10 protein-coding genes are annotated in these 13658 nt (G+C 71.0%); 4 read left to right on the top strand and 6 right to left on the bottom strand.

Translation table 11 applies throughout. From position 1 onward, the window contains the following. Positions 1-7: 7 nt before the first annotated feature. A complete protein-coding gene (gene ispG / locus V2S04_RS09135) occupies positions 8-1138 on the bottom strand; it encodes a flavodoxin-dependent (E)-4-hydroxy-3-methylbut-2-enyl-diphosphate synthase (RefSeq protein ID WP_413638762.1) in 1131 nt (376 codons plus the stop codon). Between the two features lie 278 nt (positions 1139-1416). On the opposite strand from ispG, the gene V2S04_RS09130 reads away from it, so the two are divergent. Further along, positions 1417-3297 (top strand): anthranilate synthase family protein, encoded by a 1881-nt coding sequence (locus tag V2S04_RS09130; RefSeq protein ID WP_413638221.1) that lies wholly within the window; start codon positions 1417-1419, stop codon positions 3295-3297. Between the two features lie 30 nt (positions 3298-3327). On the opposite strand, the gene V2S04_RS09125 is transcribed toward V2S04_RS09130, so the two are convergent. Continuing rightward, complete coding sequence (locus V2S04_RS09125; RefSeq protein WP_413638220.1) at positions 3328-4641, bottom strand: M50 family metallopeptidase; 1314 nt, start codon at positions 4639-4641, stop codon at positions 3328-3330. Positions 4642-4728: 87 nt separating this feature from the next. Here V2S04_RS09125 and V2S04_RS09120 point away from each other — a divergent pair, with 87 nt between their 5' ends. Then, positions 4729-6339, top strand: a complete 1611-nt coding sequence (locus tag V2S04_RS09120) for a Mur ligase family protein (protein WP_413638219.1) — start codon at positions 4729-4731, stop codon at positions 6337-6339. A gap of 49 nt (positions 6340-6388) precedes the next feature. Here V2S04_RS09120 and dxr read toward each other — a convergent pair whose 3' ends face one another. Further along, positions 6389-7471, bottom strand: a complete 1083-nt coding sequence (gene dxr / locus V2S04_RS09115; RefSeq protein WP_413638218.1) for a 1-deoxy-D-xylulose-5-phosphate reductoisomerase — start codon at positions 7469-7471, stop codon at positions 6389-6391. Positions 7472-7532: 61 nt separating this feature from the next. Further along, on the bottom strand, positions 7533-8480 hold the full coding sequence (locus tag V2S04_RS09110) for an FKBP-type peptidyl-prolyl cis-trans isomerase (RefSeq protein WP_413638217.1): 948 nt from the start codon (positions 8478-8480) through the stop codon (positions 7533-7535). A 128-nt stretch (positions 8481-8608) separates the two neighbouring features. On the opposite strand from V2S04_RS09110, the gene V2S04_RS09105 reads away from it, so the two are divergent. Continuing rightward, the gene (locus V2S04_RS09105) at positions 8609-9397 is read left to right on the top strand and encodes a lysophospholipid acyltransferase family protein (RefSeq protein ID WP_413638216.1); all 789 of its coding nucleotides are present in this window, start codon (positions 8609-8611) and stop codon (positions 9395-9397) included. 2 nt (positions 9398-9399) lie between these two features. Here V2S04_RS09105 and V2S04_RS09100 read toward each other — a convergent pair whose 3' ends face one another. Further along, a complete protein-coding gene (locus V2S04_RS09100) occupies positions 9400-9888 on the bottom strand; it encodes an OsmC family protein (RefSeq protein WP_413638215.1) in 489 nt (162 codons plus the stop codon). Positions 9889-9928: 40 nt separating this feature from the next. On the opposite strand from V2S04_RS09100, the gene V2S04_RS09095 reads away from it, so the two are divergent. Continuing rightward, on the top strand, positions 9929-10924 hold the full coding sequence (locus tag V2S04_RS09095) for an asparaginase (protein WP_413638214.1): 996 nt from the start codon (positions 9929-9931) through the stop codon (positions 10922-10924). Between the two features lie 12 nt (positions 10925-10936). On the opposite strand, the gene V2S04_RS09090 is transcribed toward V2S04_RS09095, so the two are convergent. Further along, a complete protein-coding gene (locus V2S04_RS09090; RefSeq protein ID WP_413638213.1) occupies positions 10937-13642 on the bottom strand; it encodes an FtsK/SpoIIIE domain-containing protein in 2706 nt (901 codons plus the stop codon). Positions 13643-13658 lie beyond the last annotated feature (16 nt).

Below are 13658 nucleotides of genomic sequence, written 5' to 3'. Positions count from 1 at the left end.
CGGCGCGTCAGCCGGTGACGACCTGGGCGGTGCCGATCGGGGCATCCGCACCCATCTCGGCGGCGATGCGGTTCGCCTCCTCGATGAGCGTGGCGACGATGTCGGCCTCGGGCACGGTCTTGATGACCTCGCCCTTGACGAAGATCTGTCCCTTGCCGTTGCCCGACGCGACGCCGAGGTCCGCCTCGCGGGCCTCGCCCGGCCCGTTCACGACGCAGCCCATGACGGCGACGCGCAGCGGCACGGTCATATCCTTGAGCCCCTCGGTCACGTCTTCGGCGAGCGAGTACACATCGACCTGGGCCCGACCGCACGACGGGCACGAGACGATCTCGAGCTTGCGCTCACGCAGGTTCAGCGACTGCAGGATCTGGTGGCCGACCTTGACCTCTTCGGCCGGGGGTGCAGAGAGCGACACGCGGATGGTGTCGCCGATGCCCTCGCCGAGCAGGATGCCGAACGCGGTGGCGCTCTTGATGGTGCCCTGGAACGCGGGACCCGCTTCGGTGACTCCGAGGTGCAGCGGCCAGTCGCCGCGCTCGGCGAGCTGCCGGTAAGCCTTGACCATCACGACGGGGTCGTTGTGCTTGACCGAGATCTTGAAGTCGTGGAAGTCGTGCTCCTCGAACAGCGACGCCTCCCACACGGCGCTCTCGACGAGCGCCTCGGGCGTGGCCTTACCGTACTTCTCGAGAAGACGGCGGTCGAGCGACCCGGCGTTCACACCGATGCGCAGCGAGACGCCGGCGGCCTTGGCGGCCTGCGCGATCGCGCCGACCTGGTCGTCGAACTTGCGGATGTTGCCCGGGTTGACGCGCACGGCGGCACAACCCGCGTCGATCGCCTGGAAGACGTACTTGGGCTGGAAGTGGATGTCGGCGATCACCGGGATCTGGCTCTTCTTCGCGATGATGTGCAGCACATCGGCGTCGTCCTGCGACGGCACGGCCACGCGGACGATCTCGCATCCGGATGCCGTGAGCTCGGCGATCTGCTGCAGCGTGCCGTTGATGTCGGTGGTCTTGGTCGTCGTCATCGACTGCACGCTGACCGGGGCGTCACCGCCGACGAGCACCTTGCCGACCCTGATCTGACGGGACTTGCGACGCGGGGCGAGGACTTCGGGGATGCGCGGCATCCCAAGATTCACTGCAGGCACGACTCCAGGCTACCGCCGCCGGATAGACGCAGGCTGGATGTCGGCCACCGCCGTGTTCAGCGAGGGAATCCGTCGTGGAGCAGCCTGGACACATGCGCAGATCCTGCACCGCTGATGTGCTACTTTTCACGGTATGTCCGCGACCCGCACCTGGTGGCCCGCCTTCTAGGCGGTGATTCGCGTACCCACGAGATCAGACCGCCTCCCGGGGCGGTCTTTTTCTTGTCCGCACCGGATCCCCGACCGAGGAGACACCGATGACCGCAGTTCCGCTCGCCCGACTGGCCGAGCTCACCGCCGATCGCGACGCGTCGTTCGTCCTGATCGCGCGCGAGGGCGGCGTCGACCTGCTCACCGGCGACGTGGTCGACGTCGACCTGCTTGCGGACATCCCCCTGGACGGTCCCGGCGGCGCTCGCGAGGTCTTCGCCATGGTGCCGTACCGTCAGGTGCGCGAGCGCGGCTTCGAGGCGCAGGACGACGGCACCCCCCTGCGATGCGTCGTCGTCACAGAGCACCACCGGCTCGATCTCACCGACGTGGTGGCCGCTTTGCCGGATGCGCCGATCGCGCTCACCGACGGCGGCTTCGACATCTCCGACGCCGACTACGCCGACACGGTCGAGCAGGTCATCTCCGAGGAGATCGGCCGCGGCGAGGGCGCGAACTTCGTCATCCGTCGCGACTACCGCGCCGGATTCGACGCCGACGACCGCACCGCCGCCCTCACCTGGTTCCGCGCGCTTCTCGAGCACGAGCGCGGCGCGTACTGGACATTCGCGGTCATCACCCCCGGGCAGATCGCCGTGGGCGCCAGCCCCGAAGCGCACGTCGTCGCCAGAGACGGCATCGTCACCATGAATCCCATCTCGGGCACGTTCCGCCATCCCGCGGGCGGCGCGACCCGCGAGACGCTGTCGGAGTTCCTCTCGTCGACGAAGGAGACCGAGGAGCTGTTCATGGTCGTCGACGAAGAGCTCAAGATGATGAGCCAGGTGTGCTCGGACGGCGGGCGCATCACCGGCCCGCATCTGAAGGAGATGTCGCGCCTCACCCACACCGAGTACATGCTGCGCGGCCGCAGCAGGCTCGATCCGCGCGACATCCTGCGCGAGACGATGTTCGCGCCCACCGTCACCGGCTCGCCCATGCAGAACGCGTGCGCGGTGATCCGCCGGCACGAGCGGTCGCCGCGCGGCTACTACTCCGGCGTCGCCGCTCTGTTCACGCCGAACGCCGACGGTGGGCACGACCTCGATGCTCCGATCCTCATCCGCACGGTCTATCTCGACAGTGGGCGGCTGCGCGTGCCGGTCGGCGCCACCCTCGTGCGCCACTCCGATCCGCACGGCGAGGTGAGCGAGACGCACGGCAAGGCGGCGGGCGTGCTCGGCGCGATCGGTGCCATCGAGCGTGACCGCGCCGCCGAGGCCCGCGACGACGACGCGCCGGGCGAGGCGCGGCTCTCCGATGACCCAGGGATCGCCGAGCTTCTGGCATCCCGCAACACCCGCCTCGCCGACTTCTGGATGCAGCCGCAGGACACCCCTCCCGGCGGCCGCTTCGCCGGCCGCAGCGCGCTGGTCGTCGACGCCGAGGATCGATTCACCACGATGCTGGCGCACCAGCTGCGCCATCTCGGCCTCGATGTCGAGATCGTCACGTGGGACGCCGTGACCGACAGCGCGATCGACGCCGCCGACCTCGTCGTCGCAGGTCCCGGACCGGGTGATCCTCGCGACGGATCCGCGCCGCGCATCGCGCGGATGCGGCAGGTGGTCGCCCGGCGCCGCGACGCGGGCGCACCGCTGCTCGCGGTGTGTCTGAGCCATCAGATCCTCGCCGACCGGCTCGGGATCGACCTGGTGCCCCTGACCGCGCCGCACCAGGGGGTGCAGAAGACGGTGCCGGTGTTCGGCCACGATGCATCGGTCGGCTTCTACAACACCTTCACCGCGCGGGTCTCACCCGGCACGACCGCAGTGGCGGATGCCGAGGTGTCGGCCGATCCCGACAGCGGCGACGTCTACGCGCTCCGCGGCGAGCGCTTCGCCTCGGTGCAGGGCCACCTGGAGTCGATCCTGTCGCGCGACGGGCTGGCGACTCTCGAGCGTCTCACCGCGCACGCTCTCGCCTGACGCCGCGGTGACGGGCGCCAGCGAGAGGTCTCAGCCCAGCAGGTTCATCGGCTTGACCAGGTCGGCCACGATGAGCAGCGCCCCCATCCCGATCAGCAGCACGGCGACGATGACCGTGACGGGCACGAGCCTGGTGGCGTCGACGGGTCTCGGTGCTCGGCGGCCGGTGAGCTTCGCCCACGCGCGCTTGAGGCCCTCCCACAGCGCGACGACGATGTGACCGCCGTCGAGGGGAAGCAGCGGGATGAGATTGAACACGAACAGGGCGATGTTCAGCGCGGCCAGCAGGTTCATCAGCACGACCAGGCGGTTGAGCACCGGGGCATCCGTCGCGGCGACCTCACCGGCGAGGCGTCCGACGCCGACTACGCTCAGCGGGCCGTTCGGGTCGCGTTCGGAGCCCGTGACGAGCGAGACGCCGACGTCCCACAGCTTGGCGGGCAGATTGATCACGAGCGACGCGACCGCCTGCGTCTGCTGCACGGCCAGCTCCGCGCCGGTGCCGATCGGCTGCGGCACGTACTTCTGCTGCGAGATGATGCCCGCGTAGCCGACGGTGCGCGTCACCGGGTCGCCGTTGTCGTCAACCACGGGGCGCCCCTCGGCATCCACTTCCCCCCGCTCCGCCGCCACCGGGGTGAGGGTGAGCTCGACATCCTTCCCGCCGCGATCGACCACGACGGCGAGCGGCTCGCCCGGGGAGCGCTGGATGATCGCCGACGCCTCGGCGAACGTCTGAACCTTCTCGCCGTCGACGCTCACCAGCACATCGCCCGCCTGGATGCCGGCCTCTGCGGCGGGCGCCGCGGGATCGTCGGCCGTGCAGGTCTGCTGCGTGGTGCCGGCCGGCAGGACGCACTCGGTGACCGAGCTGACCGTCGTGCTCGCCTGCTGGATGCCGATGCCGGATGCCATCACCGTGAAGATCGCGATCGCGAGCAGGAAGTTCATGGCCGGGCCGCCGAGCATGATGATCACGCGCTTCCAGACCGGCAGACGGTAGAAGACCCGGTTCTCGTCGCCCGCGCCGATCGTCTCGTCGTTCGCCGTGCGGGCGTCCTGCACGAGTGAGGCGAACACGCCGCGCGCGGGAGAGCTCTTGGACGACGGCGGATACATCCCCGACATCGAGATGAATCCGCCCAGCGGCAGCGCCTTGAACCCGTACTCGGTCTCACCGATGCGCTTGGACCACAGGCGCGGTCCGAAGCCGATCATGTACTGGCCGACGCGCACGCCGAACAGTTTCGCGGGCAGCAGGTGCCCCACCTCGTGCAGTCCGATCGACAGGCCGAGGCCGATCAGCATGAACACGACGCCGCCCAGGTACAGCAGGATCTCCACCCGTCCACGCTAACGGCACCGCTGAGGAATCGCCTGGATCCGCCGCATCGTGGGAGCGCCGGGGCCACGTGAGATCATGGACGGGATATGACCACGACATCGCTGCCCCCTGTGCTCCGTCCGGCCGACCCACCCCGTCGTGCACTGACCGAGCTGGCCGAACGCTTCGCCCGAGACGTCCGCGGTGACATCGCCGACGTCGAGCTGAGCGGCATCACCCTCGCCACCGCGGATCTGCGGGCGGGTGAGGCCTTCGTCGCCATCCAGGGCGTGAACCGGCACGGCGCGGAGTTCGCGCAGACGGCGGCCGAGCAGGGCGCTGTGGCCGTCATCACCGACGAGGCCGGCGCCGACATCGCCGCCTCCGCCGGCCTGCCGATCATCGTCGTCGACGATCCGCGTGCGGTGCTCGGCGCGCTCAGCGCCTGGGTCTACGGCACGGGCGCCGGCGACCCGCTGCCCCTGCTGTTCGGCACCACGGGCACCAACGGCAAGACCAGCGTGTCGCACCTGCTGCAGGGCCTGCTCGATCAGATCGGCGTCGTGTCGGGACTGTCGTCGACGGCCGAGCGCCACATCGCCGGCGAGGTCATCGTGTCACGGCTGACCACCCCCGAGGCGTCGGAGATGCACGCGCTGCTCGCCCTCATGCGCGAGCGGAGCGTTGAAGCGGTCGCCGTCGAGGTCAGCGCGCAGGCCCTGTCGCGGCACCGCGTCGACGGGATCATGTTCGACGTCGCGGGCTTCACCAACCTGTCGCACGACCACCTCGACGACTACGCCGACATGACGGAGTACTTCGAGGCGAAGCTTCCGCTGTTCACCCCCGAGCGCTCGCGGCGCGCGGTCGTGAGCGTCGATTCGACCTCCGGTGCCGTCGTCGTCGAGCGCGCCACCGTGCCCGTCGTCACCGTGGGCACCCCCGCGATCGCGGTCGATGCCGACGCGGCGTCACGTGCCGACTGGGTGGTCACGATCGACGACGAACGCCCCAGCGGGACGGCGTTCACGCTGACCGGACCGGAGGGGCGGAAGCTGTCGACCGTCGTCCCGGTGATCGGTCCGCACATGGCAGCGAATGCCGGTCTCGCGATCGTCATGCTGCTCGAGGGCGGCTACACGTGGGAGCGCATCGCCGACGCCCTCGCGCGCGACGGGCACATCGTCGCACACCTGCCCGGCCGCACGCAGTTCGTCTCCGGCGAGACGGGTCCGGCGGTCTACGTCGACTTCGGCCACTCCCCGGATGCCTTCGAGAAGACCCTGGCCGCGGTGCGCCGCGTCACCCCGGGCAGAGTGCTCATGCTGTTCGGCGCAGACGGCGACCGCGACGCCACCAAGCGCTTCGACATGGCACGCACTGCGGTCGAAGGCAGCGACATCCTCGTGATCACCGACCACCACCCGCGCTTCGAGGACCCGGCGTCGATCCGCGCCACCCTCGTGGAGGGGGCCCGGCGAGCGCGTCCGGATGCCGAGATCCACGAGGTCTCGCCGCCGGAGGATGCGATCGTCGCCGCGGTGGGCATGGTGGGCGAAGGGGATGCCATCCTCTGGGCGGGACCGGGGCACCAGGACTACCGCGACATCCGTGGCGTGCGCACGCCGTACTCCGCGCGTGAGCTCGCCCGCCGGGCGCTCATCGCCGCCGGATGGCCGGCTCCGGAATCGCACTGGCCGGTGCCCTACGGCGACTGAGATCCGTCACGGCGCCCGGAGCGCAGTCCGCAGCCGCGGCGCCGCTGCGTCAGGAGGCGGCGATCAGGGCATCCGCCTTGGCACGCGCCCAGCTCTCGGCATCGGCGAGCGCCTCGATCGTCAACTGCTCGGGCGCGTCGTGAGCATCGATGACCCGCTGGATCGTGTCGACGATGCCGAGGAATGGCAGGTGTCCGTCGTGGAAGGCGTGCACGGCCTGCTCGTTCGCGGCGTTGTACACCGCGGGGAACGTGCTGCCGGCACGGCCGACGGCCTTGGCGAGGGCGACGGCGGGGAACGCCTCGTCGTCGAGAGGCTCGAACGTCCAGCTGGTCGCCGTGCGCCAGTCGAGCGGGCGGCCGACGCCGCCGACCCGGTGCGGCCAGTCCAGCCCGAGTGAGATCGGCAGGCGCATGTCGGGGGGCGAAGCCTGCGCGATGGTGGAGCCGTCGACGAATTCGACCATCGAGTGCACGATCGACTGAGGGTGCACGACCACCTCGATGTCGTCGTACGGCACGTCGAATAGCAGATGCGCCTCGATGACCTCGAGCCCCTTGTTCACGAGCGTCGCTGAGTTGGTGGTCACCATGCGCCCCATGTCCCAGGTGGGGTGGGCGAGCGCCTGGGCGGGAGTGACGTCGGCGAGATCCGCTCGGCTCCGCCCGCGGAACGGACCGCCGGATGCCGTGACGACGAGCCGGCTGACCTCCGCACGCGTGCCCGCGCGCAGCGCCTGAGCCAGGGCGGAGTGCTCGGAGTCAACGGGGACGATCTGATCCGGGCCCGCTGCCGCGCGCACCAGCTCGCCGCCGACGATCAGCGACTCCTTGTTCGCGAGGGCGAGCGTGCGCCCGGCATTCAGCGTCGCGAGAGTGGAGCCGAGTCCGATCGACCCGGTGATCGCATTGAGCACCACATCGGCGTCGACGTCGCGGACCAGCTGCTCGGCCTCCGCTGCCCCCAGGGCGGTGTGCTCGACCTGGAACTGCCGAGCCTGCTCTGCGACGAGCTCGGCGTTGCTGCCTGCGGCGAGGCCGACGAGCTCGAAGCGGCGCGGATTGCCGCGGATCACATCCAGCGCCTGAGTGCCGATGGAACCGGTGGAGCCGAGGACGATGACGCGACGCATGCCGCCAGCCTATGCGAGAGGGCGGCGACCCCGTCGGATCGCCGCCCTCTCGTTCAGCGGGTCACTGCGCGGCAGGAGCGTGCTGCGTCGCGAGGATGTCGATGACGAACACCAGGGTCTTGCCGCCGAGCTCGTGGCCCTCCGGGTCGTCTCCGTAGGCCAGCTCCGGCGGGATGACGACGAGCACCTGCGAGCCGACCTTCTGACCGGCGAGCGCCTGCACGAACCCCGGCACGTAGGTGTTGCCGGGTGCGGCGTACGGGGCGCCCTTCGACCAGGAGGAGTCGAAGCTGTCGCCGCTCTCCCAGTCGACGCCGTAGTACTGCAGCAGCGTCGTGTCGCCGTCTGCGACCGCGGGCCCGTCGCCCTGCTTGAGCACGGAGATCTTCAGCTCGTCGGGAGCGTCTCCGGTGGGGACGACGACGTCGGGCTCGCCGTCCTTGGCGAGCTTCACCGTGGGCATCCCCTCGACCGGCGCCTGCTTCTCGCCCCAGGCCGAGGTGGGCACCTTGTCGAGCACGTCGATGATGTACAGCTGCGACTGAGTGCCCTCGGCAGCCGGCAGCGCGAACGCGACCCGCGTGCCGACCGGGGCGCAGCCGATCGCCTCCGCGAGCGCTTCGTTCGCCAGCGCGTCCTGCGGAAGCAGCTCGCCCTCGGTGTAGCCGAGGTCGCCCAGGTGGTCACCTGTCTGGGAGTCGAAGGCGCTCATCGCATAGGCGATGTAGTCGCCCTCCTGGACCTTCTCGCCGTCACCCTCGGTGACGACGGTGCGCTGCACCTCGTCGACCTTCTGGTCCTTCGCGACGGTGATCTTGGCCGGCTCGCCGAATTCGCCGGTGACGTCGACGCTGTCGGTGAACGCGCCCGGCGCCGCGACCTGCGCGCAGGCGTCGGCGCCGTCCTTCGAGGCGGATGCTTCCGGCTTGTCCTGCGCACCGGAGCATCCGGTCAGCAGAAGGGCGGTGACGGCCACGGTGGACGCCAGGGTGAGGGGGCGCAGACGCAAGATGAGACCTCGGTTTCGCGGAACGGGAAGATCTCATTGTGGCGCACGGTGCTTTGCCGACGCTGAGTGCGCGACCACGACGCGGCGTCATTCCACGATCGGCATGAACCGGCGGATAAGCTCTTCCGGTGAGTTCTGAGCAGTCGGCGACCCCCGCGGATCCCGAGTCCGAGACGCAGGGGCACCGTCCGCCCCGTCATGCCGGGTTCAAGTACAAGGTGGGACGGATGGTCGCGGCTTCCGTCGCGCGGGTGATCTACCGGCCGCGCATCGAAGGACGCGAGAACGTGCCGCTCACCGGCGCGGTGATCCTCGCCAGCAACCACCTGTCGTTCATCGACTCGATGGCGATTCCGATCGCCGCTCCGCGACCGGTGCACTTCCTCGCCAAGTCGAGCTACTTCGAGGGCACCGGGCTCAAGGGCGCGATCTCCCGGGACTTCTTCACCTCCGTCGGTGCCATCCCGGTGCGCCGCGGCGCCGGTCAAGCGGCCCTCGACGCTCTGGACCAGCAGCGACAGCTGCTCGACGAGGGCCTGGCCGTCGCGCTCTACCCCGAGGGGACCCGCTCCACGGACGGCCGTCTGTACAAAGGACGCACCGGTGTCGCCTTCCTCGCCCTGCAGAGCGGCGCTCCGGTCGTGCCCGTCGGACTCATCGGCACGGACAAGGTCATGCCCAGGGGTGCGAAGATGCCGTCGCTCAGCGAGCGGGTCACGGTGCGCTTCGGCGAGCCGATCGACGTGTCCACGCACGGACCGGCGACGAGCGGAAGAGCACGACGCCTCGCCACCGACGAGATCATGACCGCGATCCACGCCCTGAGCGGGCAGGAGCTCGCGGGCGTCTACAACGAGCCGCCGGCGCAGACGCCGATAGAGAAGATCAGGCAGGCGCTCCCCCACGAGCGCCGCTGAGCTCAGTCTGACCTCGACGCGGCCACGACGGTGGCCTCGTGCGTCACCGGGAAGTTCACCGAGTTCGCGATGAAGCACCACTCGTGGGCGGTGCGATGGGCTTCCCTTGCCGCCTCCAGCATCGACGCGTCGGCGACCACGACCCGGGGCCGCAGCGTGACCTCGGCGAACGCACCGCCGCCCCGCCCGTCCTCGCGCATGATCCCGGTCGCCTCGTCGTGGTAGTCGGTGACGACGACGCCGGCCGTGACGCAGGCGTGCAGGTACGACAGCAGGTGGCATTCCGACAGGGCGGCGAGAAGCAGGTCCTCCGGATTCCAGCGACTGGAGTCACCGCGGAACGGCTTGTCCGACGAGGCCAGCAGATCGGGCTTGCCCTCGACCCCGATCGTGACGTCCCTGGCGTAGTCGCGGTAGCCGCTCGTGCCGGTGCCGCGATTTCCGGTCCAGGTGGTGGTGAGCGCGTAGTGGTGTTCGCCGAGCGGGGCCATGGCGCCAGTCTGCCACCGCGCGGCGCATTAGGCTTGACGGGTGCTCGAGACTCTCACCATCGCTGACGCCGTCGAACTCGCGATCGTGGAGCGCAACGGCTTCGTGGAGTCCCGCCATGCGGGAGCCGCCGTCGTGCTCTCCGCAGACGGGGACATCGTCGCTCAGCACGGCGATGCCGAGGCGCTGATCCTGCCGCGCTCGAGCCTGAAGCCGCTGCAGGCGATCGCCGCCGTCACCGCCGGCGCCGCCCTCGAAGGCGAGCAGCTGGCTCTCGGCACGGCCAGCCACAGCGGCACCGACCGGCACGTCGAGGTCGTCCGCGAGATGCTCTCGGCCGGCGGGCTCAACGAGGACGATCTCGGATGCCCGGTCGCGTGGCCGTCCGACGCCACCACACGCCGCGACATGATCCGAGACCACGCCGACCGCGCGCGGGTGCGGATGAACTGCTCGGGCAAGCACGCGCTGATGCTCCGCGCCTGCGTGGCGACCGGCTGGCCGACCGACGGCTACCTCGACCCCGCTCATCCGCTGCAGGTCCACATCCGCGAGGTGGTCGAGCGCCTCGCCGGCGAGAAGATCGCGCACACGTCGATCGACGGCTGCGGCGCTCCGGTGCACGCCATCACCCTGCTCGGACTCGCCCGTGCCGTCCACCGCATCGGCTCGGCGTCGGAGCGCTCGCCGTTCGCCCTGCACCGTGTCGCGGGTGCCCTCGTGCGCGCCGTGCGGGAGAATCCGTGGACGATCGCCGGTCCCGGCGAGCCCGACACCATCGCCATCGAGACGCTCGGCGTGTTCGCCAAGCACGGCGCGGAAGGCGTGATGGTGATGGTCGCTCCCGACGGCACGACCGTGGCGCTGAAGATGCTCGACGGCAGCAGCCGCGCCTCGGCGATCGTCGCGGCGACTCTGCTCGCGCGCGCCGGCGGACTCTCCGAGGCCGATGTCGCGACCCTCGCGAGCGCTCTGCCGCTGGATGTCCTCGGCGGCGGACAGCCGGTCGGCATGATCCGCCCCGGTTCGGGCATCTGAGCGGCTGCACCGTCAGGCCAGACGCACTCGTCGCGGGCGGCGGCCTGCTTCGACCGCCCAGGCGCGCCCCTCGTGGGTGCGCGCGAACGGCGGGGTCTCCCGGGTGCCGGCGAGCTGGCGCAGCTCGGGTGCGCACTCGGCGGCGATGAGGAGTTCGCCGGCGGATCGGATGCTCTGCAGCCGCGCCCACTGAGACCGCCACTCGTCGGGATCGCCGACGATCACGAGGGGCGTGGCGTCGAAGGGAAGGTCGGCGGTAGTCCCGCCGACCTGGGCGAGAGTGAGCACCCGGGCTCCGGGGTGCGCCGCCGCGAGGACGGCGCGCGTCGCCTCCACCGCGGGGGTGATCACTCCGGAGCACGCGAGGTGCGGACGCCACCCGTCGACCGGCGCCGACCCGGTGCTCTCCGGTGTCGCAGGGTCCGCCCAGCAGAACTGGATCTCTCGTCCCCCGCTCCACCCGCGGCCCGGCGGCCGGTGCAGGTCGAAGTCGGCGGAGTCGCCGCCCGCGGCGATGTGCTCGACTCGGCTGCTCAGCCGCAGGAGAGCACGCCGCGGCAGCCCGTCGAGCAGCCGGCCGACCGGGCCGGACGCGCGTGACGCGGTGACCACCGCGCCGGCGGGGGCGCGCAGGATGCTCTCGAACCGGTCAAGGAAGAGCTGGGCGTGCTCGGCGGGGTACTGCGCCAGCAGCACGTCGACGTCGTCGCACAGCACGACGCCGTGTCGTCCCGTGGCCAGCTCGGCCACCGCGTCCCACGCCTCTTCCACGTCCGAGGGGACGACCACCGCATCGGGCAGCTGGCTGTGCATCGCGCGAATCAGCGTGCTCTTTCCGGAGCCGGGCCCTCCGATCACTCCGAGACCCTCCCCTGGCGCGAGATGCACCCACGGCTGCGCCTGCCGCTCGGGCTCGTCTGCCCGACCGAGCACGGGCCCAGCCCCGGCGTGCCCACCGATCGATGGGACGTCGATCACCGCCGGAAGCGGAGACAGCCATGGGCTCGGCGGCCGCGCCGCGCTGGACCAGCGCTGCGCGATCGCAGTCAGATCGGCGGGTGCCGTGAGCGCCACGCGCATGGCGAGCGGCTCGATGTCCTCCGGCCGCCGCACATAGGCCAGGCCTCGGGATTCGTGCCCGCCCGGCAGCGCCGCCGCCGCGTCGGAGCCGATCACGAAGCGGCTGTCGGCCGATTCGGCCACGCGCAGGCTCACCCGCAGCGGGCAGTTCGCCGCCAGGGCATCCCGGATGACACCGCCGGCACGCTGCGTGCCGAGCACCAGGTGCATGCCCAGAGCCCTCCCGCGGGCCGCGATGTCGGTGAAGATCTGCGCCAGGTCGGGGTGCTCCTGGACCAGGGCGGCGAACTCGTCGACGACGATCACCAGGCGCGCCAGCGACGGGCACTCGCTCACGTCGCGCGCTCCGGCTGCGGCGAGAGCGGCCTCCCTGCGGCGCAGCTCTGCGGTGAGACTGCCGACTCCGCGGCGGGCCCCGGCCGAGTCGAGATCGGTGACCACCGCGACGACATGCGGGAGCGTGCGGAGCGGGTCGAAGGTCGTGCCGCCCTTGAAGTCGATCAGCACGAAGACGACCTCACTCGGCGGGTGCGCGGCCGCGATCGCTGCCACCCAGCTGGTCAGCAGCTCGCTCTTGCCCGTGCCGGTCATGCCCGTGACGATGGCGTGCGGTCCGTCATCGACCAGGTCGATGAGCACGTCCCCCTGCTCGCCTCGCCCCACCCGGCCCGCGAGACGACCGTCGCCGCCGGGAGTCGGGTCCAGCTCCGCGAACGCCAGGGCATCCGGCACCTCGGCGTCCTCGTCGGCACGGCCGGCGCAGACCGCGGCGATCGCCGCGGTCTGCCGAGCCGACAGCCCCTCCAGAGCGAGAGAGCCGATGCCCTCCGGTGTGCGCGCCTTCGCCCGCGTCGGAACCACCCAGTCGAGCACCGTGGTGATCCCCTCGGGCGGCTCGTCCTCGGGCATCCGGATGCAGATCACCGCGTCCACCGGCTCCGTGCCCTCGCCGAGGCGCAGCCGGAAGCGGGCACGGCGCCGCTTCGCGTGGGGGAAGCCGACCAGGCCCCAGTCCGCGACACCGCTGCCGTGCAGACTCAGCTCGGCGGAACCGAATCGCAGGCACAGCTGCGTCACCAGCGCCCTGGCCACGGCGGCAGCCACCGGCTCGGGCCCGCGCAGGCACACTCCCCCGCCGAGCTCGACGACGATCGGCCCGTCGATGAGGCGCTCGGCGCGCTCGCGGAACAGCCGGGAGCGCTGGTCGTCGCCGCCCGAGGCGCGGATCCGGCTGCGACGATCACCCCGCCCGATGACGATCTCGGTGGCGGCGCTCAGCGGTGTGCGCCCGCGCAGCGGCGGCTCGAGCGCGCAGCCGCAGGCATCCGGTGAGCGATGCCAGAGCAGCCGGTGCTCCTCGTCGTGCAGCCGCGTCAGCTCATCCTCCGCACGTCGCCATGCCGCGTCGAACTCGCCGGCCGCCTGACGGCGGGTTCGGCGTCGCGAGCGGATGCCGTCGAAGAACGACGCGAGCAGCATCAGCGGTCCGAGGGCCGCGAAGCACAGGGCGAACAGCGAGCCTGTCACGGCCCACAGCACGACCCCGGCGATGACCGGCACGAACGCGGCCAGCAGTGGAAGCTGCGGTCGGGTGGGCTCTGCGGGAGCGGCGGGGAGCACGATGGTGGTGGCATCCATCCGCCCATCTCAGCGC

Source organism: Microbacterium sp. OR21 (assembly GCF_047306785.1).
GTDB classification, from domain to species: Bacteria; Actinomycetota; Actinomycetes; order Actinomycetales; family Microbacteriaceae; genus Microbacterium; species Microbacterium esteraromaticum_E.
This window is presented reverse-complemented; position numbering and strand designations above follow the sequence as displayed.

Bases quoted from the DNA above. Each gene is read 5' to 3' on its own strand.
- ispG (WP_413638762.1), bottom strand. From the start codon at position 1,138: ATGCCGCGCATCCCCGAAGTCCTCGCCCCGCGTCGCAAGTCCCGTCAG.
- V2S04_RS09130 (WP_413638221.1), top strand. From the start codon at position 1,417: ATGACCGCAGTTCCGCTCGCCCGACTGGCCGAGCTCACCGCCGATCGC.
- V2S04_RS09120 (WP_413638219.1), top strand. From the start codon at position 4,729: ATGACCACGACATCGCTGCCCCCTGTGCTCCGTCCGGCCGACCCACCC.
- dxr (WP_413638218.1), bottom strand. From the start codon at position 7,471: ATGCGTCGCGTCATCGTCCTCGGCTCCACCGGTTCCATCGGCACTCAG.
- V2S04_RS09100 (WP_413638215.1), bottom strand. From the start codon at position 9,888: ATGGCCCCGCTCGGCGAACACCACTACGCGCTCACCACCACCTGGACC.
- V2S04_RS09090 (WP_413638213.1), bottom strand. From the start codon at position 13,642: ATGGATGCCACCACCATCGTGCTCCCCGCCGCTCCCGCAGAGCCCACC.